The sequence below is a fragment of the Marinomonas sp. PE14-40 genome (assembly GCF_051623805.1).
Taxonomy (GTDB): Bacteria; Pseudomonadota; Gammaproteobacteria; order Pseudomonadales; family Marinomonadaceae; genus Marinomonas.
In genome coordinates, this window is sequence record NZ_CP130700.1 from 2,278,300 (window position 1) to 2,303,686 (window position 25,387).

29 protein-coding genes and 3 tRNA genes are annotated in these 25,387 nt (G+C 39.3%); 6 read left to right on the forward strand and 26 right to left on the reverse strand.

Annotated elements, in window-relative coordinates:
• Window positions 1-532 precede the first annotated feature (532 nt).
• From Q0A08_RS10430 to Q0A08_RS10520, 19 genes are all read right to left on the reverse strand, one after another.
• Window positions 533-997 (reverse strand): hypothetical protein, encoded by a 465-nt coding sequence (locus Q0A08_RS10430; RefSeq protein WP_438467003.1) that lies wholly within the window; start codon window positions 995-997, stop codon window positions 533-535.
• Window positions 998-1,101: 104 nt separating this feature from the next.
• On the reverse strand, window positions 1,102-1,629 hold the full coding sequence (locus Q0A08_RS10435) for a hypothetical protein (protein WP_438467005.1): 528 nt from the start codon (window positions 1,627-1,629) through the stop codon (window positions 1,102-1,104).
• 29 nt (window positions 1,630-1,658) lie between these two features.
• Window positions 1,659-1,868: a hypothetical protein gene (locus Q0A08_RS10440; RefSeq protein WP_438467007.1), complete on the reverse strand. Its 210-nt coding sequence runs from the start codon at window positions 1,866-1,868 to the stop codon at window positions 1,659-1,661.
• Window positions 1,869-2,386: 518 nt separating this feature from the next.
• Window positions 2,387-3,406 (reverse strand): IS110 family transposase, encoded by a 1,020-nt coding sequence (locus tag Q0A08_RS10445; RefSeq protein WP_438467009.1) that lies wholly within the window; start codon window positions 3,404-3,406, stop codon window positions 2,387-2,389.
• 616 nt (window positions 3,407-4,022) lie between these two features.
• Window positions 4,023-4,319 carry a hypothetical protein gene (locus Q0A08_RS10450; RefSeq protein ID WP_438467011.1) on the reverse strand — a complete coding sequence of 99 codons (297 nt, stop codon included), beginning with the start codon at window positions 4,317-4,319 and terminating at the stop codon, window positions 4,023-4,025.
• A gap of 531 nt (window positions 4,320-4,850) precedes the next feature.
• Window positions 4,851-5,597 (reverse strand): hypothetical protein, encoded by a 747-nt coding sequence (locus Q0A08_RS10455; RefSeq protein ID WP_438467012.1) that lies wholly within the window; start codon window positions 5,595-5,597, stop codon window positions 4,851-4,853.
• 361 nt (window positions 5,598-5,958) lie between these two features.
• Entirely contained in the window at window positions 5,959-6,366 is a 408-nt protein-coding gene (locus Q0A08_RS10460; protein WP_438467014.1) for a hypothetical protein, read from the reverse strand.
• A gap of 427 nt (window positions 6,367-6,793) precedes the next feature.
• Entirely contained in the window at window positions 6,794-7,066 is a 273-nt protein-coding gene (locus Q0A08_RS10465; RefSeq protein WP_438467016.1) for a hypothetical protein, read from the reverse strand.
• Window positions 6,999-7,145, reverse strand: coding sequence for a KilA-N domain-containing protein (locus Q0A08_RS10470; RefSeq protein WP_438467624.1), 147 nt, complete (start codon window positions 7,143-7,145; stop codon window positions 6,999-7,001). The genes Q0A08_RS10465 and Q0A08_RS10470 overlap by 68 nt, the downstream gene beginning before the upstream one ends.
• Window positions 7,120-7,302: a KilA-N domain-containing protein gene (locus Q0A08_RS10475; protein WP_438467018.1), complete on the reverse strand. Its 183-nt coding sequence runs from the start codon at window positions 7,300-7,302 to the stop codon at window positions 7,120-7,122. Before Q0A08_RS10475 ends, Q0A08_RS10470 begins: the two co-directional genes overlap by 26 nt.
• Before the next feature lie 239 nt (window positions 7,303-7,541).
• The gene (locus tag Q0A08_RS10480) at window positions 7,542-7,961 is read right to left on the reverse strand and encodes an Arm DNA-binding domain-containing protein (protein ID WP_438467020.1); all 420 of its coding nucleotides are present in this window, start codon (window positions 7,959-7,961) and stop codon (window positions 7,542-7,544) included.
• 187 nt (window positions 7,962-8,148) lie between these two features.
• A tRNA-Leu gene (locus Q0A08_RS10485) sits at window positions 8,149-8,235 on the reverse strand.
• A gap of 30 nt (window positions 8,236-8,265) precedes the next feature.
• Window positions 8,266-8,339 (reverse strand) — tRNA-Cys (locus Q0A08_RS10490).
• A gap of 21 nt (window positions 8,340-8,360) precedes the next feature.
• Window positions 8,361-8,435 (reverse strand) — tRNA-Gly (locus Q0A08_RS10495).
• A gap of 116 nt (window positions 8,436-8,551) precedes the next feature.
• Window positions 8,552-9,112, reverse strand: coding sequence for a CDP-diacylglycerol--glycerol-3-phosphate 3-phosphatidyltransferase (gene pgsA, locus Q0A08_RS10500; RefSeq protein ID WP_438467022.1), 561 nt, complete (start codon window positions 9,110-9,112; stop codon window positions 8,552-8,554).
• A gap of 105 nt (window positions 9,113-9,217) precedes the next feature.
• The gene (gene uvrC / locus Q0A08_RS10505; protein WP_438467024.1) at window positions 9,218-11,038 is read right to left on the reverse strand and encodes an excinuclease ABC subunit UvrC; all 1,821 of its coding nucleotides are present in this window, start codon (window positions 11,036-11,038) and stop codon (window positions 9,218-9,220) included.
• 140 nt (window positions 11,039-11,178) lie between these two features.
• Window positions 11,179-11,829, reverse strand: a complete 651-nt coding sequence (gene uvrY / locus Q0A08_RS10510) for a UvrY/SirA/GacA family response regulator transcription factor (protein WP_438467026.1) — start codon at window positions 11,827-11,829, stop codon at window positions 11,179-11,181.
• A 179-nt stretch (window positions 11,830-12,008) separates the two neighbouring features.
• Window positions 12,009-12,767, reverse strand: coding sequence for a replication protein P (locus Q0A08_RS10515; protein ID WP_438467028.1), 759 nt, complete (start codon window positions 12,765-12,767; stop codon window positions 12,009-12,011).
• Complete coding sequence (locus Q0A08_RS10520; RefSeq protein WP_438467030.1) at window positions 12,733-13,662, reverse strand: DnaT-like ssDNA-binding domain-containing protein; 930 nt, start codon at window positions 13,660-13,662, stop codon at window positions 12,733-12,735. The genes Q0A08_RS10515 and Q0A08_RS10520 overlap by 35 nt, the downstream gene beginning before the upstream one ends.
• 234 nt (window positions 13,663-13,896) lie before the next feature.
• Here Q0A08_RS10520 and hpf point away from each other — a divergent pair, with 234 nt between their 5' ends.
• The 6 genes from hpf (at window position 13,897) to Q0A08_RS10550 (ending at window position 16,518) form a co-directional block, all read left to right on the forward strand.
• Window positions 13,897-14,214 carry a ribosome hibernation-promoting factor, HPF/YfiA family gene (gene hpf / locus Q0A08_RS10525; protein ID WP_046019251.1) on the forward strand — a complete coding sequence of 106 codons (318 nt, stop codon included), beginning with the start codon at window positions 13,897-13,899 and terminating at the stop codon, window positions 14,212-14,214.
• 180 nt (window positions 14,215-14,394) lie between these two features.
• Window positions 14,395-15,054: a Bax inhibitor-1/YccA family protein gene (locus Q0A08_RS10530; protein WP_438467033.1), complete on the forward strand. Its 660-nt coding sequence runs from the start codon at window positions 14,395-14,397 to the stop codon at window positions 15,052-15,054.
• 99 nt (window positions 15,055-15,153) lie between these two features.
• The gene (gene tusD, locus Q0A08_RS10535; protein ID WP_438467034.1) at window positions 15,154-15,546 is read left to right on the forward strand and encodes a sulfurtransferase complex subunit TusD; all 393 of its coding nucleotides are present in this window, start codon (window positions 15,154-15,156) and stop codon (window positions 15,544-15,546) included.
• 7 nt (window positions 15,547-15,553) lie between these two features.
• Window positions 15,554-15,901, forward strand: coding sequence for a DsrE family protein (locus Q0A08_RS10540; protein WP_438467036.1), 348 nt, complete (start codon window positions 15,554-15,556; stop codon window positions 15,899-15,901).
• 2 nt (window positions 15,902-15,903) lie between these two features.
• Complete coding sequence (locus Q0A08_RS10545; protein WP_438467038.1) at window positions 15,904-16,191, forward strand: DsrH/TusB family sulfur metabolism protein; 288 nt, start codon at window positions 15,904-15,906, stop codon at window positions 16,189-16,191.
• Window positions 16,192-16,197: 6 nt separating this feature from the next.
• On the forward strand, window positions 16,198-16,518 hold the full coding sequence (locus Q0A08_RS10550; RefSeq protein WP_438467040.1) for a TusE/DsrC/DsvC family sulfur relay protein: 321 nt from the start codon (window positions 16,198-16,200) through the stop codon (window positions 16,516-16,518).
• A gap of 42 nt (window positions 16,519-16,560) precedes the next feature.
• On the opposite strand, the gene cobA is transcribed toward Q0A08_RS10550, so the two are convergent.
• The 7 genes from cobA to Q0A08_RS10585 form a co-directional block, all read right to left on the reverse strand.
• Window positions 16,561-17,301, reverse strand: coding sequence for a uroporphyrinogen-III C-methyltransferase (gene cobA, locus Q0A08_RS10555; RefSeq protein WP_438467042.1), 741 nt, complete (start codon window positions 17,299-17,301; stop codon window positions 16,561-16,563).
• A gap of 80 nt (window positions 17,302-17,381) precedes the next feature.
• On the reverse strand, window positions 17,382-18,689 hold the full coding sequence (gene serS / locus Q0A08_RS10560; protein ID WP_438467043.1) for a serine--tRNA ligase: 1,308 nt from the start codon (window positions 18,687-18,689) through the stop codon (window positions 17,382-17,384).
• A 146-nt stretch (window positions 18,690-18,835) separates the two neighbouring features.
• On the reverse strand, window positions 18,836-19,210 hold the full coding sequence (crcB, locus tag Q0A08_RS10565; RefSeq protein ID WP_438467045.1) for a fluoride efflux transporter CrcB: 375 nt from the start codon (window positions 19,208-19,210) through the stop codon (window positions 18,836-18,838).
• A gap of 32 nt (window positions 19,211-19,242) precedes the next feature.
• The gene (locus Q0A08_RS10570) at window positions 19,243-20,643 is read right to left on the reverse strand and encodes a replication-associated recombination protein A (protein WP_438467047.1); all 1,401 of its coding nucleotides are present in this window, start codon (window positions 20,641-20,643) and stop codon (window positions 19,243-19,245) included.
• On the reverse strand, window positions 20,643-21,278 hold the full coding sequence (locus Q0A08_RS10575; protein ID WP_438467049.1) for an outer membrane lipoprotein carrier protein LolA: 636 nt from the start codon (window positions 21,276-21,278) through the stop codon (window positions 20,643-20,645). The genes Q0A08_RS10570 and Q0A08_RS10575 overlap by 1 nt, the downstream gene beginning before the upstream one ends.
• A gap of 79 nt (window positions 21,279-21,357) precedes the next feature.
• Entirely contained in the window at window positions 21,358-24,204 is a 2,847-nt protein-coding gene (locus Q0A08_RS10580) for a DNA translocase FtsK (RefSeq protein ID WP_438467051.1), read from the reverse strand.
• A gap of 201 nt (window positions 24,205-24,405) precedes the next feature.
• The gene (locus Q0A08_RS10585; protein ID WP_438467053.1) at window positions 24,406-25,242 is read right to left on the reverse strand and encodes a hypothetical protein; all 837 of its coding nucleotides are present in this window, start codon (window positions 25,240-25,242) and stop codon (window positions 24,406-24,408) included.
• Window positions 25,243-25,387 lie beyond the last annotated feature (145 nt).

The following is a 25,387-nucleotide window of genomic DNA, read 5'->3' on the forward strand; positions in this document are numbered from 1 at the left end:
ATTTAGAAGTAATTTAGTTTTCTTAAGGCAAAAAAAACAGCCTGTTGGCGGCTTTCTTTTCATGGGGGTTAACTCCTAGTGAATGGGCAGCATAGTGGCGAAGCCAGGCTTTCTGCTGTCCAGCCGCAGGTGATCATTGCACCCCTTGCTAAATTTTAGTTCGCGAGTGCCCATAAACATATACCACTTTGAACTGCACTGACGGAAACTGTGAAAATGCCAACAGACTTATTTTTCAGCCTATGGCAAATTAAATAACCAAGAATAATTCCTGGTGCCCATAAAATTATTGAGAATAGCGACGTATAACCAATACCAGCTAATATTTCATAGCGGTTAGGATTCTCTGGGTTAGCGAGGAAAGTGAAGAGCCAATATGCTTGCAGCGATAACAAAGCTAAAAGACATGCTGATATAAACTTCCCTAGTGGCGAATAATCCTCTTTCATGATGTCCTTAGAAATTTAACGTCAATATTGTGGGGCGCGAAAGCGTCCCAGCCCAGAATGGGCGATCGATCACCAATGTATTGTTAAGCATTGGCTTTCCGTAGTAAGGATCGGACAAGAGCTTCACTTGAGTCGATATACTCTTGAATATTCCTCTCAAAGTAAATTTCAGGATCTATTTCATCATAATAAAGGTAATGATCTAGATGATACCCAAACATTACTTCTGGGGATTTACTATCTTCCCCCATAGCATTGGATGCTACCCATGATATAAACTTCCTAACATCAGGGCGGGCACTTAAATCCAATCTCATCAATCGTATAGCAAAGCGTTGTTGATATGAAAACTCCATTCTGTCAGGGAAATCATAACTCGCTTTTTTAACACAAACCTTCGGCCCCTTTAAAGAAAGCTCAATCAAAGGATCATAGATATCGCCTTCGATTTCAATTATTTGTTTATCAGCCCAAGATATCATTTCATTATCAGTGAAATATCCTTCGGCCCATAAACCCATAACTATAGAAATTCTTTGCTCAATCATAATTACTGCTTAACGCCCCAATAAGGGGCTGATAATACATGGCTAAAATTGTGTAGCGAAATGAAACCGAGCAAACTGTTAGAAGTCCCGTCATAATGCGATTGTTAGCTATTCTTAGCTCTTTGCTCTCGAATTTCTTCTTTGTTCTCTAAAACATAATCACGGAATTTAAAAAAGTCACCTTCAATTTCTTTATAAATTTCTTCATGAGTCGATTTTGGAGTAAAACCATTTGGATTGTCGCTATGCCATTTAATAGATTCTTCGATAAGTTTCACCCAATGATCTGAGTTTTGACCAGCATATTCATTTATGGGAGTACCTATAACGTAATTTAATGAAGCATAAAGTGCAGGATCTCCGGATTTTTCCAAATTTGGATTAGCCATTAAGTAGGCTCTGAATCTCATTTGACCAACGTAGTACCACTTAACCGCTTCATCAAGTTTGCCTTCATTCAATAACTTTGTAGCTAATGTGATGTAACTTATTGGATGTTTATCGGTAATACTTTGTTTTATAGTCTCAACCGATTCCTCTGCAATATTATTAGTTGAATTTGAATCAGTAGTTGAAGAACATGAGCTCAAAATTAAAGTCATCGAAATTAATATTACATTCCTGATTTGCACTATATTCTCCTTGAATAGCTAACGCCCCACTAAAGCGCGGCGGCTTTATCGCCGTCGCCTTTGAGTGGATTGTTAGCCTTAGTTACGCTAAGTAGTACTTTGAATACGACAAACCAAATTAGAATTGCCAGTACGTTAAAGGTAATATTCGTAAATTCGTAACTCCATGTTAATGAAGCATTCATGCCAAAATTTAAGCTCAATGCCCAGTTCTCGGTTTCAAAACCTATAATTTGCAAACCGTAGAGCCATAAACATAATTTAAGTGCTCTAGTTCTTTTTTAAGATGCGATATGAAAAATACGTATTGAGTAAAAGCATAATACTTAACAGTATTGCTATGCCGTAGACCAGTACAGGCTGCCCTCCCTCTAAGCTGGGAAGGAGCATTCCCATAAAGACAAATCCAACAAGACTATTTATTACCAAGAGCCAATACGAAGCTTTTGTGTATTTATTGTGATGCTCGAACATATTCCATCTTAAGAGGCTAACATCTATGGACACCCCGCTTTTTGCAAGCAAAAACATCTTCTGACAAGTAAGGTTTTGCAGCCATCTATTCGGATTTTAAATGAGGACTTTAACCTCTATCCCTGATGAATTTCGCTGACTTGGTTCTAATCATTTTAACGTTTTCTAAAGAAACGATGTTAGTCCCAGAGTATCCAAGTCACGGTTCAATCTGTTTAGTCATCAACTTTTATACTTAGCAAAACTGAGTATCTTATTTATTCATTCATAAGCAGTTAATTTGTTAACTTAACTGCGCTTTATATTCTCTATTATTGGCTAAAATAGCCCATGTTACTCGCGCTAATTTATTTGCTAATGCAACGATTACTTTATTCTTATGCATTCTTTCTTGTAACTTCTGCAGCCAATAATAAAATGGTTTGCCCGGTTTCATATGCCTAATTACCGCTCTCGCTCCATGTATTAGCATCCGCCTTAAATAGGCGTCCCCGCGCTTACTGATTCCTTGTAAAACAGACTTCCCACCACTTGAATGTTGATTCGGCACTAAGCCTAACCATGCTGCAAACTGCCGCCCTGATTTAAACACTTTTGCATCACCCACACTTGCAACAATAGCGGATGAAGTTAATCGCCCTACCCCAGGAATATCTTGTATTGATCGGCATTGCTGATTTTCATTACCAACTATGTCTATCTGCTTATCCAGCTCTTTAATATAGGTTTCAAGATCATGCAAACGTTTCAACATTGTTTGAATATGACGACTCAGCAGTACAGGTAAATCACTCTCAATTAGGCCAAACTCTGTTCGAAACCATTTATGTAACCTAAACCGTCCTGACGGTATCGAGACACCAAACTCTTGTAAACTCGCCCTTATCCGATTAATCAGTGACGTTCTATCTCTAACCACACCGTCACGTTCGCGATGCACTAAAAGTAGTGCTTGTTGCTCTTCACTCTTAACCGTTACAAAACGCATCGTTGGTCGAGTCACAGCCTCACATATAGCTTCTGCATCTGCTGCATCATTCTTATTCGTTTTAACGTAAGGCTTTACATATTGCGGTGGCATCAACTTAACTTCATGACCTAATTTTTGAAGTTCTCTAGCCCAATAATGCGCACTACCGCAAGCTTCCATACCAATTAAACAGGGCGTTAGGTTACTAAAAAATTTAAGTAACTGATTACGCCTAAATGATCGATTCAAAATTGGTTTACCAGCGCTATTAATGGCGCACACTTGAAATATCGATTTAGCAAGATCAATACCTGCTACTTGAATACATTCCATATTAACCTCCTAAACTGAAGAACTAACTCAGTATAGAAGGGGTGTCCATTTCATTATTTTAATAATACGCACGCTCGATTTGCCGCTTTATCCACCGCACCTAAAACGTCACATCTGCTTAATTAATTTGAAGAAAGGCCACTTATCAACTGAAAACTTTCCCAGCGAAACGCGCATGCGTGTTATTTCAATTCCTAAATTTGCTTATCGGTCACGGTTATTTTCATGCCCTTCTCATAACTAATTGATTCTACATATTTTAAAAATGGGCACAATGACAAAACATGCCATATCACAGATATCTATAGTGCTAAAGCGTGCCAAATTTATTAACAATTTAGTAATTTGAAAAATGAACTGTATATACAGCCAGTTTTATCAGAGATTTCTTTCTCTTCTTACAAAACGGAAATTAGCATTCTATCCATATGATTATTAATAACTTTTCATACCTATCATTAAAAGCCTCGGGCGGCATACGGGCGGTAAATAGAACATTTTTTTCACTAACTAATCATTCAATTTCAGAAGTCACTTAGTTTAAATATGAGACATTTCGTTCATTCAGATAATAAAAAACCACCCGAAGGTGGTTTAAAAGACGGTCTTTTTAATACTAAAGAGCGATTGAAGCATGAACTTGAGGAAGATCAGAGGCATCATAATAATTTACATGAAACTCCAGCTTTGAATCTGGTGAAGTCGCTGTATAAGAGACGGATTGGTCAGCAGTAACTCTTTCATTTTTAACTTCTGAGCCATTTTCATAAATAGCGAAGTTAGCGGTTCCAGCAGCAACCGGAGATAACAACAAACGAATAGAAGTGATACTGCTAAATGAACCAGTAAAAAGAGATTTCTGAGTCGATGTATCATTAGCCAAGCGAGCATTTATATCATTGATTTTAGCCATTTTTATTTCCCTATTTCTATAATGAAATTTAATTTGTAAATTTATTGATAACAAGTATTGCCGTATAAAAGAATCAACTAAAAATATTAAAATATTAAAATATTAAACTTAACTTCCTTGTACAACCTTGCTCGATTGAAACTGTATAACATCAATTGAAATCATAAAATATAAAAAAACAATTAAATACAAAGTCATGATTAAAATAAAAAACAAATAGTAAAAAACAAACATAAACACATATAAATCAAACACTTATAATTAAAACAAATAAAACATAAAAATAAATTTTAATTATATTTAAACCTAACATTAACTAAACTTTCACTTAACTTTTCCCTAAAAACCATCAATAAAAATTAAATTTGAAATTGAAATTGAAATTGAAATTGAAATTGAAATTGAAATTGACATTCTGCCTTTTTAGAATAGATGTTTTTATAAATATATATTTTCCTTTAATAACTAAGGATTTTAGATACAAAAAAAACCACCCGAAGGTGGTTTTAATATATTTTTATCACTTATGCTTTAAATATCCCAACCGATCATAATGCTCACCCAACCTTTACCCTCATGTTCCCAGGTAGAGCCTCCAATTCTATCTTGCCCATAAACAACACCGATATTCACGTCATCCCAGTTAGATACCAAAAAACCAGCAGCCCAAGTAACAGCCGTTTTGGTTTCAGTACTCGTTCCATTAACAACAGAGACTTCTGATAAGCCTGCAGAAATCAATGGGGTTATTCGAAAGCACCAATTTGAAGTAGTACACCCAGGCTCAAAATTAACTCCTGCATATAAACCGACTGTGGCATCACCAGATAGAGATTTACTATTTGTTCGATACTTGAAAGGAACTACCAATGGCCCTGAAGATAGCCCAGTAAGCGACTCTTTAGACACTTGTTTTAGATCAAATTTATCTGAAACATCACGCTTTAGAATATACGTAAAATCATAATTAACCCACTTTAAACCTTCTAGATGGGCCTCATCAAGGCTACTTGGATTACTTGGGTAGATCTTATTAAATTTAACTGTGTATTCATTATCTCTTATTGAAATAACTTCATATTTACTATTTTTTAGTGCTGTATACTCTACGTCATCAACACCATCCGCTCTTTTTACTTTTACCATTACAGATAATCTATAAATCTTCCCAGCTTGTAATTCTCCCGTTGTTGAACTTCCCGTTGTTGAGTCCTCACCTTCAGCAAAACTAATAAAACTTACCGTAAGTACCAAAAAACCAATAATAAGACGTAACATAATCATCCTCACCTACGTTTCAATAAAATCATTTGATTTTCCAGAACATAAAAGAAAGGATTTTTGCAAACGACGCCTTCCTTAGCTTGTTCATTTTTTAACCATAACAAGAAATAACTTAGACACACAATACTTATATGAACCAATCTCAGTTTAAAGTTTTAATGCACTTATTCTTGATAAAGCCATTCTTTAAAGCATCCATAAGGAATACAACGGTTTTTCGTCTTAGCAACGTCAAGAAAAATTTAATTGTGTATTAAGAAGATTCAATAACTTAGATAATATTGGACATTAGATATGCTGCATTTATAGGGGTTCTGAATGGTTCCGTATAAATTTTTACAGTACATTTTGTTTTTTAAACCTTTGTAAAATATAAAAAATAGCAACTTACAATTGATAAAGCTAAATGTACAACTGCCATTGCTAACCAAAACGACTTATCTATACGATAGCCCCAAATTTCGAGGTAAATAGATTCATCTATACGCTTAACTTCTTTAAAGACATAATCAGATTTTTTAGCAAGTCTCCTAAATATAATAAACACCAGAAAAGAATAACTAATTAGCAATATGCCAGGAATAAACCGCTCTACAGATTGCATATTTTCCATTGTTTCATGCAGTCGTTGAGAAGACAGGATCCACCCTAAAACAACAGTTTGTATCGCTGTATGTTTAAAAACAAAATCAGTCAAAGTTGAATACCAAGTTTTTGCTTGATCTACTAACCTTTTTATTCGCTCATCATTTTCATCACACATAAATTTGCCCTTCCATACTTTAATATCTTAATAAGATAGTAAATCTTATGAGATAAATATCATTAATCACACTAAACGTCATACCTTAATTATTTTAAATTAACTAACGCGAATATAATCATTAACGATTGACCCTACATACTTTATATCGATCACCCGCGCTAATAAACTTTACTGTACATGTGTGCGACGTGTAGGTGTTCTCGGGCGTCGCCGTAAAGTCTGTGGTTGGTTGTTTTGAGTGTTGGGGAGATGACGATTGGGAAGTCTCTTTTCATCGTGGTGGTGTGGGAGTGGATGAGTTTCATTCTATATTCGTAGTACTCGACCCTGCGTTCCATTGATGCGACGTATTCGTTGGTTGGGTTGTCTGCCCTGCTGAGGTACTCCCCTTCTAACGCTGTTTGGATGAAGATTAAGCCTTGCTCTAATTGGGCAGGGGTGCCTGATCCAGATTGCTTACACCAAGGTGTTTATTCACCTCTTCACCGATTTTGATATTTTCAACAAGCGTATTATTTTGAGAGCGTTTTTGCGCTAACGCTAAGATATTCCCTTCAAGCAACTTCGCCATCGTCTTAGTCGCTTCATTGTTTTGATTAGAGCGAGGAAGCTCAGAGCGAGAAAGCGCATCAGAAGAAAGAGCGAGCTGATCGAAAGCACGGGTGGAACTTAGCACTGATCCACATTGCATAGACATAGACAAGCTTTTTGCAGACCCAAGTACCTCTCTCTTTACCGCCGTTAATCGATTTAACTGCAGTCTGCGGAATATGCAGACTGGATTTCTGCCACTAATTCTTGAGTTTGTTTAGTACGAATGAAAAATACAGGTTGGTACCGACTTTCATCACCAGCAGCTTTATGTAAATCATTAAGAGAATACAATCCATCGAGAGTACGGATCAGTTTTGAGAAGATAGTGATATGAGCCATCTATGGCCTCCTTTGGTCAGATCATTTGACCACTCTAAGAGGTGAGATTCTCAAAGGGTGGCAGGTCTAAATCAGGATCTCACAACCGCCCAAAGGTAACGGCCTAGCCTAATAAAGACCCACCATAACAGGCGGACTCCGGCCACAAAAAAAACGCGGTGCGTGCGTCTGGTTCGGCTGGTCGCTTAACTCTGGACATTGGGTTTTCACGTAACCAGCCCCATTCTTTCGCACATTGGCTACATACGGCAGACAATACGGTCCATTCTCTTAATACGGTTCCGACGGCAACTTGCAACTTGTTGTAAACGCCTATCACGCCATTCGGCAAAGTGTTTTGATTGAAGGTTTTCGAGTTGGATATAACAAAGCGGGTCTGGGTCTACTTCGCCCTCACCTAGCCAGCGGTAAATTCTGCGAATTTCGAACTTTTGGCCTCGCTTGGATACGCTGATGGTGTCGCGGTATCTTTCAAGAGCGTCTTTAAAGGGTCTATCAGGAATATCTGTGGATTGGCTTTCTTCTGCGAGTCTTTCTTGTTCTGTCGCCCATGCGTTGGCTTCTCGCTTGGTTGGGAAGCCACTTTTACTTTTTCTTTTACCTGGCACGCTTACTTGTGCGCGCCATGTTCCATCATCACGCTTATAGATTGACGCCATTTAAATTCCCTCTCGTACATTGCTCGGTGCAATCTGTGGTGCAGATTCGGTGCAAAGTTTCGAAAAAGATAGCATATCTTAGGGAAAGTAAACAATTTAGATAGGTTAGCTAAAAGCGCTATAAGCCAGAATTGGCGGGGTATTGAGGAAGTTTGAATTTATTACAGGCATAAAAAAAGGCACCAAATGGTGCCCGGGACCGGAATCGAACCGGTACGGTATTACTACCGCAAGATTTTAAGTCTTGTGCGTCTACCAATTTCGCCACCCGGGCACATCTAGCTTTTGCTACATGTTCTGATTATGGAGGCCGGAGTCGGAATCGAACCGGCGTTGACGGAGTTGCAGTCCGCTGCATGACCACTCTGCCATCCGGCCTTAAATCAGATCATCTTCTACTGGAGCGGGAAACGAGGCTCGAACTCGCGACCCCAACCTTGGCAAGGTTGTGCTCTACCACTGAGCTATTCCCGCGTTCAGAAGATGGTGCATATTCTATGTATTTCTGATCCTGCGTCAAGCAATAATTCTAAATAAATCCATTAACTTAGCGTTTTATTTCTTTTTAGATCAATAATTGTTCTAAGTGATTATTTTTTATCCGATACTGATGGTGCTAGGTGCGGCCAAGCTGCTTTTAGGTAAACATACATAGACCAAAGCGTTAATAACGCAGCAAGAATCAGTACAATTTCACCTAGGTTTGCCCATTTAGTATCTGGCTCATTACCCAACAAAATAAAGATGGCTAACATTTGCATGCTTGTTTTTAGCTTGCCGACATAAGAAACCGCCACACTTGCTCGTTTCCCCATTTCTGCCATCCATTCTCTTAGGGCTGAAATAACAATTTCACGACCCACTATCACTGCAGCTGCGACTGTCATTAATGGATTAGCATAACTTTCGACAAGTAACACAAGTGCAATTGACACCATAAGCTTATCAGCAACCGGATCGAAGAAAGCACCAAAGGCAGATGTTTGGTTCAACTTTCTCGCTAAATAGCCATCTAGCCAATCGGTTATTGCGGCAGCTGCAAATACCGCAGCACAAGTTACATAACGCCCATCCCAAGGCAAATAATACAACACCACTAAGATAGGTATCATAAAGATTCGGATAGATGTCAGTATATTCGGTATATTCATTATTTTCTGCTTAGTATTTTATTGCTAATCAATCGGTTGAGCCGATTAATCGTTAATACGATGTATTTTTAAGGGTGATGCTATTTAGTAACATCATCATAACACTTATGCTTGATGGAGAAAGCGGTAAACTTCTTGTGCCATATTGCTACTGATACCTTTCACTTTACCTATTTCTTCCTGACTCGCGGCTTTTAACTCTTGTATTCCACCAAAAGCCGTTAATAAACTTTTACGACGAGTCGGGCCTACTCCTGGAATCCCTTCTAAAGTAGAGTGTCGGCGTTTTTTATCTCGTCTTTTTCTATGGGTTTTTATTGCAAACCTGTGCGCTTCATCACGAATGTGCTGTATGAGGTGCAAAGCAGCTGAGTCAGGTGGCAATACTACCTCATCTTCCTTACAACCTATATAAAGAGTTTCTAGCCCTGGCTTTCGAGTTTCGCCTTTTGCCACACCTAACAAGAAGATCTGATTTAAACCTAACTCGCTTAATACCTCTTCGGCCTGGGTTAACTGACCTTTACCTCCGTCTACTAACAGAACATCTGGTGCCTCTAATTCACCAGATTTAACGCGTTTATAACGTCTTGTGAGCGCTTGCTTCATTGCCCCGTAATCATCACCGGGCTCTACGCCTTCTATATTAAAAGAACGATATCGCTTTTTGTCTGGCCCTTCTGGTCCAAATACAACGCAAGAGGCCACGGTCGCTTCACCACTAGAGTGACTGATATCAAAACACTCCATTTGCTTTGGCGGTTCAGACAAGCCTAATAATTTTTGCAAAGCGGTTGCTCGGCTAAAGTGATGCTTTTTATCTAGTAAACGGGTTTGCAAACCTTGTTCAGCATTTAACTTAGCAAGGTCAAGCCATCTGGCTCTCTGGCCTCTTACATTGCAGGTTATTTCAACTTTCTTTAAGGTACTTTCAAATATCGCAGCAGTCAGTACTTCGGTATCGCTAGGTTCGTGACTCAGAATCAGTGCCTTAGGCAACTCCTGTGCACCACCAATATAAGATTGAGCGATGAAGTTAGTTAATAGTTCACCTTCATTCATTTCAAGTGGCATTTTAGGGTAGTAGCTTTTACTACCAACAACCTTGCCGCCTCTAATCATCATAAGATGTACGCAATGCCCACCAGGCTGTATAAGAGCGGCAAGCACATCCGCCTCTCCTGATTGTCCATAAACATACTGCTGCTCTTGAATATGTTTCAGCTGTGTAATTTGGTCTCTTAATTCTGCTGCCCGCTCAAACTCCATCTCAGCTGCGGCAGCGCTCATATTCTGAGTAATCTCACTGACTAATTCTTGGTCTTTTCCCTCTAAAAACATACGTGTATGGCGTACATCTTTGGCGTATTCTTCATCTGTGATGAGATCTACACAAGGTGCTGAACAACGTTTGATTTGATATTGGAGGCATGGTCGAGAACGGTTGGCATAATAACTGTCTTCACATTGACGCACTTTAAAGACTTTTTGCATGGTTGTAAGACTTTCTCTAACCGCTGTACCGCTTGGGAAAGGGCCAAATAATTTACCTTCTTCAGACTTACCTCCACGGCGAAATAACAAGGCTGGGTGCTGATGTTGAGATAAAAGAATATAGGGATAGGATTTATCATCCCTTAATAGAATATTATAAGGTGGTCTATGTTGCTTGATTAGCGTTTGTTCAAGCAAAAGCGCTTCTGTCTCGCTTTTGGTTAAGGTTACTTCGATTTCATCGATGCGGTTAACCAAAGCCATTGTTTTTGTCGTAAGACCTGTGTTTCTAAAGTAGCTAGAGACACGATTCTTTAGATTTTTCGCCTTACCCACATATAGCAACTCACCTTTACCATACATACGGTAAACCCCAGGTCGGGTCGTTAAGTTACTAATAAAATGTTTTGCATCAAATTCAATGTGAGTCAAACAAACCTCAAGCAGCCAAATAAAGTCAATATAGAACACCTAATTTTAGGTTAGATGATGTGTTCCATAATGTAGCAAAATTCAGAGAGCTTGTTGACCCTAGAGGGAGGACTTAATCAGGTATTCGCTATCGATTTAACTTAATCGACAGCCCCAACACCTAATAAGTTATGGCGCATTGCCAGACGAGCTAATTCTACATCACTGCCAATCGATAGTTTTTCAAACATACGATAACTGTAAGTATTGACCGTTTTAGCACTTAGATTTAATTTTTCAGCTATATCTTGTACTTTACGACAGTCGACTATCATTTGCGCAATCTGTAACTCACGGTCAGATAGAATATCTAATGGTGTTTCCCCTTCCTCTTTCGACATTTGAGAGAGAGCCATTTTTTGAGCGACGTCTGAGCTTATGTACTTGCCACCTTTCGCTACTTTTTCAATCGCGCCTATCATTTCGTCTAGGGCGATACCTTTAGTAATATAGCCAGAGGCACCCGCTTCAATCAGCTTGGTAGGATAGGGGTTATCATCTAAGGCAGAAAGTGCAATGACTTTTGTTTTTGGTACAAGGCGCTTAATTTCTTTGGTTGCACCCAAGCCACCAATTCCTGGCATGTGAACATCCATAAGTACAATATCTGGCTGTTGCTCTTTGGTAAGCGAAATGGCTTCTTCACCACTTGCAGCACAACCTACAACTTGCAAATTGGACACATCCTGTAACATGCGACTGATCCCAGTACTGACAATTTCGTGATCATCAACAATTAATACTTTCAGCACCTAATTTCACCTCTTTTTTACGCTTTCAAGTTTTCAATATAAGGGATTATTTCTTGTATTTAAAATTGTTTCGTCAAAATAGATGTCAAAAACACAAATCAACACAATTGAACCCTACCTTAGAAGGTCTAAACACTTATATTTCAAACAATTACGTAAAGTTAGTTAACCCTTCACCTTTATTCTGGTAACTGGATATCAAATCCTTTTTGATCGAGATCTGATTGGCTTTTGGCTCTATATCTCGCTCTGATTTGAGTCCCTTTGGTTTTTTTTAGATAATAAAGCATACAAGCGACATCACCTTCGGCTAATCCTGTTTTTTGCATTAAATCAGGAATCAAACTGGCAAGATGATCTTCCTGACGGTTTTCGATCAAAGGCACACTAGGAATTATTAGCACCTGTCCTTGAACGATTTTATCTACCTGTTCATTATAATTCTTTTCAAATGCCGGCCATGTTTTAGCCTCTTCATCTGACTTCAGACTATACCAACCTGTTGCCGCTCCCGCATAATAAACGGCAGGATGAGACCAAGAAAACTCTAAAGGATTTATTCGGCATTGGCTGGCTTCAAGGTAGGCTGTTCTGGTATCAACTAACCCATAAGCACCATAAGCTTTTGAAATTAACTGCAAGAATTCGGCGATGGTAGGTGGCCAAGCATAAGTTTCTTTTGACCTTTCTACTGCATAAGCCAACAAAGGTTCCTTAAACCCTTTGATGGCAATCGCCCACTCTCGTTTCGCTAGTTTTACTTCATCAGGGTTCGCATAGGCAGACGCAAATTTATGAGTATAAATAGCTTTAAAACGAGCAAACAGCATATTCACTAAAACCCGAGTTTGTTGCTGGGCTTCTGTATTTTCTTGCTGTGTTTGTTGGCTGCGTTCTTGGTGACTACCAGTCTGTGTCGTGGATGTTTGTGAGTGCATCGCTAACTTGTTCTTTAGAGGTTCTATTAGAGTATGAGCTGCCTTGGGTGCCTTCATGCGACGATCTATCCGATTGTTTATATTGCCATTGACGTTTTACATATTTGAAAAATTCGCTATTCCAAGTGCGTACATTCTTTCTTTGTTCTTTTATCCGTAATAAGAATTCTGCTAGCAGTTGTAACGCAAATTGGCGATTAATACCTGCCTGTGAAATTTGTTCTAAAGTACTCTCTTCGGGCTGCCATTGGTCTGGCTGACGTGTCCTTTCTTTCTGCTCTAAATATAGATCGAAGTCAGACACTCCGCGACGTTTTTCTTCTTGGCTTTTATGCGCTCCTAGCCAAGAGTTTGTTGCAGCTCTAGGCTTAGGTTCAGAAGGTGTTGGGTATTGGTTTTGTGCTTGCTTGTTAGCATATTGCATATGTGAACTAGCTAAGTTCTTACGACTTTTTAGCTGTGATGGTTCCGGATTCGCTGAAGGCTGATTTTTAGCTTGTCTTTGTAAACGGCCAATTCTATCTACCAATTCATCATTCACTTGATGTGATTCTGAACTAGAAGGCACTGCCGTAGATGCTTGATAGCTTGGAGTGTTTATCTGATTATCAATATCATTCGCTTGATTCTGATCATTTAAATGCACTATCAGTCGGCCATTTTCTTTCTGAAAACTTAACATTTGATTTGCTTGTAAGCTAGAAAAAATACGCTGCAACATAGGGCCAGTCCAAAACGGAAGTTGGGCCGCCAGTACTGACATTTCAAAGCTGAGCACTCTGCTTGATAACATAAAAGCATGCTGCTCTAAAAACGCAATCAAAACAGATTCTTCTAAGCCAATCTCTTGAGCTGTGCGAAATGAAATCGGCAATATAAAATCGTTGCTGGGCATTTTATCTATCTACTTTAATTGTCTTTAAATCAAAATGCAGTGTAGCAAATTGACTTATTTGAAGCACTAAAAGGATGCTTTTAAAATCACCATGGGCCTAAACATTTTTTGTTATAGAGTGATTAAAGCGTATTGACAGGCATTTATCAGGATTCTATGCTGAAACTGTGCCGTATGGTTTTTATTTTAAAAAAACCTATTTTAACGGTCCAACTTTGCCAAGGAGAAAGTTGTATGTATACAATTAATATTACTGGACACCACGTCGACGTCACTCCCGCTCTAAAAGAACACATCAATGAAAAAATGGATAAGTTAGGTAGACTAAGCGATCAGATCACCACTATTCACGTTACTCTAATGCAAGATAATAACGAACAAAAAGCAGAAGCAACCATTCATCTTCCAGGTAAGGAACTTTTTGCCGCTGCTGTTTCTGAAAACCGCCTATTTCATGCCATCGATGCTATGACAGAAAAGCTCGCGAGACAGATTGATAAACATAAAACCCGAAAAAGTGCGAACCACCAAAAACCTATGGTCGCATCTTGATCTAAATCAAATCATATTAATTTTCCTAAAACACCGCTTATTAGCGGTGTTTTTTTTATATCCCACTCATTTCTCCACTTTTTTAACAAAGCAATACAAGGAAATTACGCACAAACACTTGAGTTTTATGACAAGCATCTCCATATTAGCTATATAGATTTGACCTTAACGGAGATTATGATGCGTTATACCGATGCAATCAGTTCAAGCCAAACGCAAGAAGCTGCAAACAAAACTTTAAGAAATACTTATGGCCTTTTGTCATTAACACTACTTTTTAGTGCTTTCACTGCTGGTGCTAGTATGGCACTCAACTTACCTCACCCAGGACTAATCATTACCCTAGTTGGTTTTTACGGCCTACTATACTTCATCAGTAAGTTTCAAAATTCAGGGTTAGGCATTGTTTTAGTTTTTGCTTTAACAGGTTTTATGGGAATCACCATTGGACCAATTTTAAACGCTTACCTAAGTTTGCCTAACGGCACATCTTTAGTTATGAACGCTTTAGGCTTAACCGGTTTAGCTTTCTTAGGCCTTTCTGCCTATGCATTGATTTCTAAGCAAGACTTTAGCTTTCTGAAAGGCTTTCTGACTGTTGGTGTATTTGTTCTATTATTTGCTATGATTCTTGGCTTTTTTGTACAAATTCCTGCATTACAAATATTCATCTCAGCAGGTTTCGCACTATTCTCTGCTGCTATGATTTTGTATCAAACAGGTGAAATTGTTAGAGGCGGCGAGACCAATTATGTAATGGCCACTGTTACTCTGTTCATTTCTATTTACAACCTTTTCCTTAGCCTACTAGCACTTCTTGGTATGGCAAATGATGACTAATCTCTGCTTGTAAATCAGCAATTAGCTTCATAACTATAGGCCGCATTTGTGGCCTTTAGTTTTTTTGATTGTCATATAATTCTTTTGTTAGGTCCTAACATGCTTTATGCACTTTTCATCCACGGCTCTCCTTTTCAAACAAAAGCCTGTCATTCTGCTCTGACTTTTGCCACAACCATTCTTGCCAGCAAAGAACACCAATTAAAAGGTGTATTTTTTTATCAAGACTCAGTAGTTATTGGCAATCGCTTTAACCAAAACCCAAGGGATGAGTTTGATATTCAAGCGGCTTGGCAGTCGCTATCTAAAGACCATGGCATTGAGCTAACGCTGTGCATTGCAGCTGCCGTAAGACGTGGCATTATTAGCGAATCTGAAAGCAAAAGATATGAGCTCGAAAGCGCCAGTTTAGCCCCTCAATTTCAACTAGAAGGCTTAGGGACGCTTGTTTCCTTTATGAATGACTGCGACAAAATAATTAGCTTTAAGTGAGTCCTAGATGAGCAAAACTCTCATACATATCACCAGTTCACCTTACACGGGCTTGGCGGTGAAAGAAGCATTAGATCTCGCTATGGTGCTAGCAACATTTGAACAAGACGTTGATTTAGCATTTTCAGGAGCCGGAATTGCGCTACTTCATCAAAAACAAGCGCCAGACGAAAGCCAGGGAAAAGCCCTCTATAAAATGCTCGCTAGCTTCGAATTTTATGATATTAATAATCTCTACTTACCTGAATCACAACTCCCGAAAGTAGGTATAGAAATTACTTCTCTTGCCTCTACGCTATCTGAGTTAGAGTGGAAAGATATGCTAACTCGCTACCAACACACTTTTAGGTTTTAATCATGCCTCGCTTACATCAGCTCAACAAAGCCCATTATGCTGCGAATACAGAACACGAGATCCTTTTAAGCTTGCAGCAGAATGACGCCATCTTACTCATTGAAGAAGCGATTCTTAAAGCCGACAAAGATGACGCTTTATTTCGAAAGGCAAATAGCTTAAACATTAAAATTTATGGCTTAGAGCAAGATATTAAGGCTTATGCATTAGCCACTGAAAAGCTAAATATAATTAACAATGAAAAATGGTTAGAATTAACCACAGAATTTGAACAGCACACAGCTTGGTAGCAAGACATGACATCTTTTGAAACATTATTAGACAAAGAAGGCTATCTGATTAAACTCGAAGATTGGTCTGAAGAACTAACACTCTATTTAGCTGATCAGGAAGACATCGCATTAACGAATGCTCACTGGGAGATTATTCTATTACTACGAGACTTTTATCAGGAATTTGAAATTTCTCCAGCCATGCGACCTTTAGTTAAGGCCGTTAGCAAAAAGCTTGGTGCAGATAAAGGCAAGAGCATCTATTTAATGCAACTCTTTCCAGGCAGCCCCGCTAAGCTCATAACAAAACTTGCAGGCTTACCCAAACCCGCTAACTGCTTATAAGCTCAGGCAAGCTTGCCAAAGAATATAAGCAGTCTAAACAGCTTAAGGCTTAAACCAAGATAAACGCGTTTGCAGCTTAACCACATCACCTATGATTAATAAGCTAGGTGATTTCACTTCGTTTTCTATTACCACTTGATTAATCTCGCAGATATTCGAGGTAAACACTCTTTGAGAAAGTGTTGTTCCTTTCTCAACCACAGCAACAGGAATGTCTTTATTCATGCCATGAGCAACCAGCTTTTCAGCCGTTTCAGCAAGGCCAGTTAACCCCATATAAATAACCAAGGTTTGTGCTGGATGAACTAGCTCATTCCAAGGAAGGTCTGTTGAACCATCTTTTAAGTGTCCGGTTACAAAGCGCACAGATTGCGCATAGTCTCTATGAGTTAATGGAATGCCAGCATAAGCAGCACAACCAGCTGCAGCCGTTACCCCTGGGATGACTTCAAACTCAACACCGGCATCCACTAGCTCTTCTATCTCTTCACCACCGCGTCCAAAAATAAAAGGATCTCCCCCTTTTAAACGAACAACACACTTACCTTCAGCCGCTTTTTCACACAAAAGCTTATTAATATCTTCTTGAGGCAAGCTATGCTTTGATTTGGCCTTCCCAACATATAAGGCTTCAGCATTGTCTGGAATTAACGCAACAATTTGATCACCGACTAAACGGTCATATAGAACAACATCAGCCTGAGTTAATATTCTATGGGCTTTTAGCGTTAATAATTCCGGGTCACCAGGACCGCCCCCAACTAAATAAACCTTACCACTCATAAATTTTCTCAAATAATTTGTCAAAAAAAACGCCTCTTTAATGAGAGGCGTCCTTTATAAATTAGTTTAGCTGAACTAAATTAATTTTGATTCGCACTCAACTTAGTTTTTCCACCCATATATGGCACAAGTGCCTCAGGGATATCAATAGAACCATCTTCGTTTTGATAATTCTCAAGCACTGCTACTAAAGTTCTACCAACAGCAAGACCAGAACCATTCAAGGTGTGTGCCAATTCTGGACGACCTGTTTCCGGATTACGCCAGCGAGCTTGCATACGACGAGCTTGGAAGTCACCCATATTTGAGCAAGATGAAATCTCACGATATTTACCCTGTCCAGGTAACCAAACTTCAATATCGTAGGTTTTATGTGCTGAGAAGCCTAAATCTCCACCACACAGTATTACTGTACGATAAGGTAAGTTCAATTTTTTCAGGATAACTTCAGCATCTTGAATCAGCTCTTCAAGCACTTGCTCAGAGCGATCTGGACGACAAACATGCACTAGTTCAACTTTTTCAAATTGATGCTGACGAATCATGCCACGTGTGTCACGGCCATAGCTTCCAGCTTCACTTCTAAAACAAGGCGTATGAGCAACAAACTTTTTATGAAGTTCTGCATCATTTAGGATCTCATCACGCACCAAATTGGTCACAGGCACTTCAGCTGTTGGAATAAGGTAAAGATCATTGTTGCCACTTTCTTTATCGACAGGCACTTTAAACAGGTCGGCCTCAAACTTCGGCAACTGGCCTGTTCCTTTTAAAGAGTGCTCATTTACCAAGTAAGGAACATAAACTTCACTATAACCATGCTCATCAGCATGAGTGTTAATCATGAATTGAGTTAAGGCACGGTGTAGGCGTGCCAAGTCTTGTCTCATAACAGCAAAACGAGAACCTGTTACTTTAACCGCAGCTTCAAAGTCTAGCTGACCTAGGCCTTCACCTAGATCTACGTGATCCTTAGGCTCAAAAGAAAATTTACGAATATCACCCCAACGGCGAATCTCTACGTTATCGTCTTCTGTCGCACCAGCGGGTACTGATTCATGAGGCACATTAGGGATACTAGCCAATATGAGATCCATATCATGCTGAACTTGAGCAAGTTGCTCCTTCGCATTAGCTAGATCATCACCCAAGGTTGCTGTTTGTGCTTTAAGCTCAGCGGCCTTGTCTTTATCGCCAGCCTTCATGGCCATACCAATTTCTTTGGAAACAGAGTTACGGGACTGTTGCAGATTCTCAGTTTCGACCTGAATGGATTTACGACGCTCTTCTAGGCCAACAAAAGCGGCAACGTCTAGTTCAAAACCTTTTTTCTTGAGACTTAGAGCAACCGCTTCTGGGTCTGCTCTTAATGCTTTAATGTCCAACATTTCTGCAACTCTTTCCTCTATGAGTTAGCGCTATGGTTATATTTATACATAACGGCGCGTAACAAGAATTAATAAAATTATTTAAGGGCGACTATACTACTACGATTAACTTAACATTAAACAATAAGATGTATGATATTCTGCAATTAAATTAGCCTTGCCACTAAAATCCCTAACCAAGTACCAATAACACCACAAAAACAGCTCAATAATAAATAGCCAATCGCACTAAGCCAAGCTTGCTGGTTCAGTAACGCGACGATTTCCAATGAGAAAGTAGAAAAGGTGGTAAAAGCCCCTAAAAAACCAACCATCAAAAGTGGTCGATAAGCTTCTAAAGCGGTAATGCGCTCCGTCATTAGCACAAACAGCATCCCCATAGCGAAGCAGCCAATGACATTAACCGTAAAGGTCGCTAGTGGGAAAGCGCCTTGGTTAAACTGAGCAAAGTATTTTGCAACGGAAAATCGCCCCATAGCGCCAATAGCACCGCCTAAAGCAACCATCAAATATGCACTCATATAAAGATTCTTATCTAGTCGTTAATAGAAGGTTAATCATTAGAATATGGATCTGAATTATCATAATGAGAGTTATGAGAGTTATGAGAGTCAAACTCATACCGCTTATTTGCACTTGACTCATTTAGCTCATTTAACCATGCCAGCTTATCTGAGATTTTTTTCTCTAAGCCTCTATCCGTCGGATGATAGAAAGTTTGTCCGGCTAGCTCTGGTGGCAAATAAGACTCTCCTGCGGCAAATGCATTCTCTTCATTATGAGCATATCGATAATCTTCCCCATGCCCCATTTCTTTTGCCAGTTTAGTCGGTGCATTACGCAAATGATTCGGAACATCATGACTTGGCTGCTCAGCAACTAAGGACATTGCTTGTTTGAAAGCGTTATAAACCGCATTACTCTTAGGCGCACAGGCAAGATATACTGCAGCTTGTGCGATAGCTCTATTCCCTTCACCAGGACCTACTCTATGGTAAATATCCCATGCGTTAAGTGCTACTTGTAAGGCTCTTGGGTCTGCATTGCCAATGTCTTCTGATGCAATCGCCAATAGACGTCTTGCTATATAAAGAGGGTCACAACCTCCATCTAGCATACGCGCCATCCAATAAAGCGCACCATCAGCAGATGAACCTCTTACTGACTTATGAAATGCGGATATTTGATCATAGAAAGCATCCCCACCTTTATCAAAGGCCCTATAAGATTGCCCTAAAACATCAACCAGTTGAGCTTCTGTTACTTGCTTTTTACCATCCTCCTCGGTCGCCATATCCACTAAAACTTCGAGAAGGTTAAGTGATCGCCTGACGTCACCATCTGCTGCATGGGCGATAGCATCAATGAAGCTAGCTTCGATCAGGATATTATCCTTTCCATAGCCATGCTCTTGATCTGTAAGCGCTCGCTCAAGTCCTTGTCGAATAATAGCTTGGGCTGGTTTCTTGAGGCTATAAACCCTCGCCCTTGAAAGTAAGGCTGAGTTTAATTCAAACGCAGGATTTTCAGTTGTGGCACCAATAAACAAAAAAGTGCCATCTTCGATATAAGGCAAAAATGCATCTTGCTGGGACTTATTAAATCTATGCACCTCATCGACAAACAAGACTGTTTGCCCTGAGTTCATCATTTTATGTTGCTTGGCTTGCTCTACTGCTGCTCGAATATCTTTTACACCAGACATTACGGCAGATAACTCTAAAAAGTGAGCCTGCAGTTGATGTGATAATAGTTTGGCAAACGTTGTTTTACCCACCCCAGGAGGCCCCCAGAGGATAAATGAATGACATCGACCTGTTTCTATCATCCGCTTTAAAGGCTTTCCATCACCAACCAGATGATCTTGACCTAAATATTCAGATAAATGCCTAGGACGCATACGAGCTGCTAGCGGCTCATATAAATCCCATTGGCTTTCAAACAAATCTTGCATTAATTAGCCTTTGCTTTTGCTGTTTTCTCCAACAAACTTGGCTCAATCAATAAGTCTACTTCATCAGGCAAGTCTACTTGAAAGTTACCATCTGCAACGCCATCGTGGTGCTCTACATTATTAAATTCAATCACTGTGGTTTGACCCAAACTATCTTGAATGCTCATAGCTTCAATGTCATTACTTCTAAATGACAGAGTCAAAGTAGAGAAAAGATCAACTTCTTCCTTAGGCTCTAATCTAAACCTTTGTTCGCCTAATTGAGAAATTTCGTAATGAGGTAAAACATCATTAGCAGGACGACCTAATAAAGCTGCAGGCGAATTACCTAGGGCACCCTCAAGCGGCTTTTGTGTCGCTTGCTCAAGATCTACATCCCAAACTGTAATCCATTGGCCATTAGAAATTATTCTTTGCGGAAAAGGTGTAATCGTATCCCATACAAAGCGATTAGGTTCTGCCAATAGAAAAACCCCTTCATTAGCCTGCAGTTGAAGACCTTCCTCATCATAGGTAACTTGGCGAAATTCACCTTCTATATTACGATTAGACTCCAATAACTGAGTTAGAAGTTCATTTGCTGTACTGACATTCACACTTAAAAACAGCACCAACATCACTAATATTTTTTGCATTTTAAAATCTCAAACTCTAATAAAAAAAATAGCTAAAGCTAACTGATAACAAGTAGGCAGCCAAAAGACAACAACAAAATTACTCAGGTATCAGAACTTCTCTCTGTCCGTTAGTTCCCATAGAACTTACCAAACCAGCTGACTCCATTGCCTCAACTAAATTTGCAGCGCGGTTATAGCCAATCTTCAGCCTCCTCTGAATAGATGAAATAGATGCCTTTCTTGTTTCAATAACAATGGCTACGGCCTCATCATACAATGCATCTTTATCTTCTGAACCAGAATCAGTCATCAAATCTTCAGGGTTAACAACGACATCGTTGATATATTGAGGCTCTCCACGCTTTTTCCATTCTTCAACTACAGCATGTACCTCTTCATCAGAAACAAAAGCACCATGTACTCGAATTGGAGTAGGAAGACCAGCGGGCAAATAAAGCATATCACCTTGCCCTAATAACTGATCAGCACCACCTTGATCTAAAATGGTTCTCGAATCTATTTTTGAAGATACTTGGAAAGCCATTCGAGTCGGCACGTTAGCTTTAATCAAACCGGTAATAACATCCACAGAAGGCCTTTGTGTTGCTAGTATTAAATGTATCCCCGCAGCCCTTGCTTTTTGGGCAATACGAGCAATCAGCTCTTCTACTTTTTTACCGACTATCATCATCATGTCGGCAAATTCATCCACAACAATAACGATATAAGGTAAGGGCTCTAACAGAGGAACACTTCTAGCCACCCCATCTTGTGAGAACATAGCATCGTGCTCTGGCTGCCATAGTGGGTCTTCAATAGGATTATCCGCCTTTATAGCTTCTCTCACTTTTTTATTAAAACCAGCTAGATTCCTTACTCCTAATTTAGACATGAGCTTGTAGCGACGTTCCATTTCATCAACAGACCAACGAAGCCCATTAGCCGCATCTTTCATATCCGTTATTACAGGTGTAAGTAAGTGCGGAATACCTTCATAAATTGAAAGCTCCAACATTTTAGGGTCAACCATGATCATTCGAACTTGATCTGGTGATGATTTGAGCAACATACTCATGATCATGGAGTTAACACCAACAGACTTACCAGAGCCCGTTGTACCAGCAACTAATAAATGCGGCATTTTAGCTAGATCGACAACGACAGGTTCTCCTGAAATATCATGGCCAAGAGAAATGGTAAGTGGAGATGTGGCATTATCGTAAATATCACAGTTAATGACTTCGCTAAAGTAAACAATATCCCTTACATCATTAGGAATCTCTATACCTATCGTCGATTTACCTGCTATTACTTCAACTACACGAACGCTCATCACACTTAAAGAGCGCGCTAAATCTTTCGCTAAGTTAGTGATGCGAGAAACCTTTACTCCAGGCGCTGGCTGTATTTCAAATCGGGTAATAACAGGACCAGGATTTACTTCGACCACTTCAACCTTTACACCAAAGTCAGCTAACCTTTGCTCTAATAAAGCAGACAAAGAAAGCAACTCTTCTTCTGAGTAGCCGCCTTTTTTAGGCTGTGGTTGAGTCAAAACACTCCTATCAGGCAATGAATAACTCATCACAGCCTCTTTAGTCTGCCCATTAGGCTCTTGGCTTGCTAACTTATCTAGCTGTTTAGCTTCAGATAATGTTTTTACCGCTGGCTTACTCTGGGAAGCATCAATTTGTTCAAGCTCATCCCTAATTGAAGCATTCTCTTCTAAGCTATTAAGGCTCTTCTGTTTAAAAACCTCTGCAAGCTGACTTTCTTGAGATTCTATAGGCGTTACTTCACTGGCCTTTTCAGCGCTTTCTATAATTTTTGCCTCAGGGCTTTTGCTATTTTCATCTTGTTTGGCCGCCACTTGATTAGAATCGCCTCGCCCATCTGCACCCTCTAACCCTTGGTCATTTTCATCTTCAATATAAAGGGTATCACTGAACGCAAGGTCAACATCATCCAATGCGATATCATCTAAAGACCCAAAGTTTGGCTCTTCTTTTGATTTAGAAACCCTAGATTTTGTGTCATCTTTAGCTCTAGTGTTCCTATCTGATTTAAGATGATCTAACTCTGCAATCGCTTCTTCAGACTTTTCTTCTTCTGAGGGCTTAAATAATGAAGTCACTCTATTAAAGAGTTTTTTACCTTTATTATCAGAGTGAATATTAGATGAAGAATCGTCAATTTCATTAGATGCAGACAAAATCTCAACTTTAGACGAAGTGCCTGTCGGTTCTAACTTGCTCTTCTTTAATTTTCGCTTGTAGGCAGGCTCATCCAATTCATCAAGCGAATCATCATAGTCGGCATTCCTTTCTTCTGAATTATGTTTTTGTCTGTTTTCAAATTTCGCTTTTAGGCTATTTAGCACTTTAAGCACATAAAAACCTAGCCTCTCAACAATAAGCGCCCAATGAGCTTGGCTAATAAGGGTTATGGACAGAATAAAAAGAGCCAAACTAACCAGTGTCGCCCCATCATAACCAACCCAATAAAATAGCAATTCACCTAAAGCTCGACCAAGAATACCACCATGACCATATTGTAAGTTGTCATACCCAATGGAATGCAAAAAACAAAGCGTAGAACCAGCAGATAAATATAGAAGGCAACCAAAGGTTACTAAAGACACATTAGTAATAGACTGCAATTGATTAATATTACGCCAACAGATAAAAGCGCATAGTAAAAATACGAAAGGGAAAGTAACAAAAAGAGAACCAAAAAAGGCGGAAAGGATATCCGTTAAAGTAGCGCCTATGGCCCCCATAGAATTCTGGGTTGCTGAACCATCACCAGAATAGAACCAACCAGCATCATGTACATCATAAGAAAATGTCGCAAAGCTGAAAAAAAGAAATATCAACAAGGCAAATAAACCTAAACCTTGTTTGGTAATCGTTGTCATAGCAGGTGATCGTAACGACTCACTCATACAAAAGTATCCATTCTAAAAAAAAGTAATAAATGTAGACCCATTTCAATAGGCTCCCTTTAAAGATTAACGACAGCATCTAAGAGAACTATAAAAAAATGATGAAAAGGGCTTTAGAAGGGACTAGCTTACCATAAAAAAAGCCAACCCGAAGGTTGGCTTTTTGGATTTCTATACTAAGAATTACTTATAAAGTAGATCTTAGAAAGAAGCTACCGCACTAACTTTAACAAAATCTTCTCTTGTGTTAGCTACAGTATCTTCATCAGAGTAATCAACATAATCTACCATATATGTAACATCACCAGCAGTGTAGAAAGCTGTAAACTCAACATTTGAAACATCATCAGTTTCAGTATCTTCCATATATGCTGCAGAAAGAGTAAGCGCATCAGATACTGCAAAGTCGAAACCAATTGCATAGCTACCCATATCAGCATCAGCAGTTGTAGTACCAGATTGAGCATAGCCAGCTAAAGTAAAAGCATTACCAAGTGGAATTTCAGCACCAACAGCTACGGCAGAACCGTCATCACCATGAATACCACCAGATAGATACAGAGTTGCAACATCAAGATCAGTTGTATACGCAACAGCTAATCCGTCGTTATCAGTATCCTGAGTAGCCTCAAAAGCAACTGTCAACTCATCAGTTACAGCATAACGAACGCCCAAGTTAGCACTTAAATCAGAAACGTAATCATCGCCATTATCAACACCACCATAAACAGCAGCAGAGTCGATCAAAGAGCCGTCAAAATCACCAAATTGAACAGCGCCTTGAGTTACATATGCTTCATCTAGATCAAAACCACCATCATCACCACTTTCCCAGTCTAGGTCCATGTAAACAACACCAGTGTCAATTTTGATATTTACTTCACCTTCAGAACCATAACTTCCGTCAGAACCATCAGTGTCTGTATAAGATAAACCAGCATCACCAGAAAAAACTGGCTCAGCTGCAATAGTCGTTGTAGAAACAGCAGCTGCAACAGCAGATACTGCAAAGATAGAAGCAAGTTTAATCGCTTTCATTCAAGATTCCCCTTTATATTATATTTTTTTGGCTTTTAGACCTTTCGAAAGGCTTTGACTAACCTATCGAAGAAACGCTGAAAAATCAACGACTCTGAAATACTAAAACCCAGCAGTGTCACTTTTATGACAGTTAGTACAAAAA

Coding starts and splice junctions, on each gene's coding strand:
- serS (WP_438467043.1), bottom strand. CDS start 18,689: ATGTTGGACATTAAAGCATTAAGAGCAGACCCAGAAGCGGTTGCTCTA.
- Q0A08_RS10445 (WP_438467009.1), bottom strand. CDS start 3,406: ATGGAATGTATTCAAGTAGCAGGTATTGATCTTGCTAAATCGATATTT.
- Q0A08_RS10585 (WP_438467053.1), bottom strand. CDS start 25,242: ATGAAAGCGATTAAACTTGCTTCTATCTTTGCAGTATCTGCTGTTGCA.
- Q0A08_RS10450 (WP_438467011.1), bottom strand. CDS start 4,319: ATGGCTAAAATCAATGATATAAATGCTCGCTTGGCTAATGATACATCG.
- crcB (WP_438467045.1), bottom strand. CDS start 19,210: ATGAGTGCATATTTGATGGTTGCTTTAGGCGGTGCTATTGGCGCTATG.
- Q0A08_RS10545 (WP_438467038.1), top strand. CDS start 15,904: ATGCCTCGCTTACATCAGCTCAACAAAGCCCATTATGCTGCGAATACA.
- Q0A08_RS10460 (WP_438467014.1), bottom strand. CDS start 6,366: ATGTGTGATGAAAATGATGAGCGAATAAAAAGGTTAGTAGATCAAGCA.
- Q0A08_RS10530 (WP_438467033.1), top strand. CDS start 14,395: ATGCGTTATACCGATGCAATCAGTTCAAGCCAAACGCAAGAAGCTGCA.
- Q0A08_RS10520 (WP_438467030.1), bottom strand. CDS start 13,662: ATGCCCAGCAACGATTTTATATTGCCGATTTCATTTCGCACAGCTCAA.
- Q0A08_RS10465 (WP_438467016.1), bottom strand. CDS start 7,066: ATGTCTATGCAATGTGGATCAGTGCTAAGTTCCACCCGTGCTTTCGAT.
- Q0A08_RS10480 (WP_438467020.1), bottom strand. CDS start 7,961: ATGGCGTCAATCTATAAGCGTGATGATGGAACATGGCGCGCACAAGTA.
- Q0A08_RS10540 (WP_438467036.1), top strand. CDS start 15,554: ATGAGCAAAACTCTCATACATATCACCAGTTCACCTTACACGGGCTTG.
- Q0A08_RS10575 (WP_438467049.1), bottom strand. CDS start 21,278: ATGCAAAAAATATTAGTGATGTTGGTGCTGTTTTTAAGTGTGAATGTC.
- Q0A08_RS10515 (WP_438467028.1), bottom strand. CDS start 12,767: ATGCACTCACAAACATCCACGACACAGACTGGTAGTCACCAAGAACGC.
- Q0A08_RS10430 (WP_438467003.1), bottom strand. CDS start 997: ATGATTGAGCAAAGAATTTCTATAGTTATGGGTTTATGGGCCGAAGGA.
- Q0A08_RS10550 (WP_438467040.1), top strand. CDS start 16,198: ATGACATCTTTTGAAACATTATTAGACAAAGAAGGCTATCTGATTAAA.
- pgsA (WP_438467022.1), bottom strand. CDS start 9,112: ATGAATATACCGAATATACTGACATCTATCCGAATCTTTATGATACCT.
- Q0A08_RS10455 (WP_438467012.1), bottom strand. CDS start 5,597: ATGTTACGTCTTATTATTGGTTTTTTGGTACTTACGGTAAGTTTTATT.
- tusD (WP_438467034.1), top strand. CDS start 15,154: ATGCTTTATGCACTTTTCATCCACGGCTCTCCTTTTCAAACAAAAGCC.
- cobA (WP_438467042.1), bottom strand. CDS start 17,301: ATGAGTGGTAAGGTTTATTTAGTTGGGGGCGGTCCTGGTGACCCGGAA.
- hpf (WP_046019251.1), top strand. CDS start 13,897: ATGTATACAATTAATATTACTGGACACCACGTCGACGTCACTCCCGCT.
- Q0A08_RS10475 (WP_438467018.1), bottom strand. CDS start 7,302: ATGGCTCATATCACTATCTTCTCAAAACTGATCCGTACTCTCGATGGA.
- Q0A08_RS10580 (WP_438467051.1), bottom strand. CDS start 24,204: ATGAGTGAGTCGTTACGATCACCTGCTATGACAACGATTACCAAACAA.
- Q0A08_RS10570 (WP_438467047.1), bottom strand. CDS start 20,643: ATGCAAGATTTGTTTGAAAGCCAATGGGATTTATATGAGCCGCTAGCA.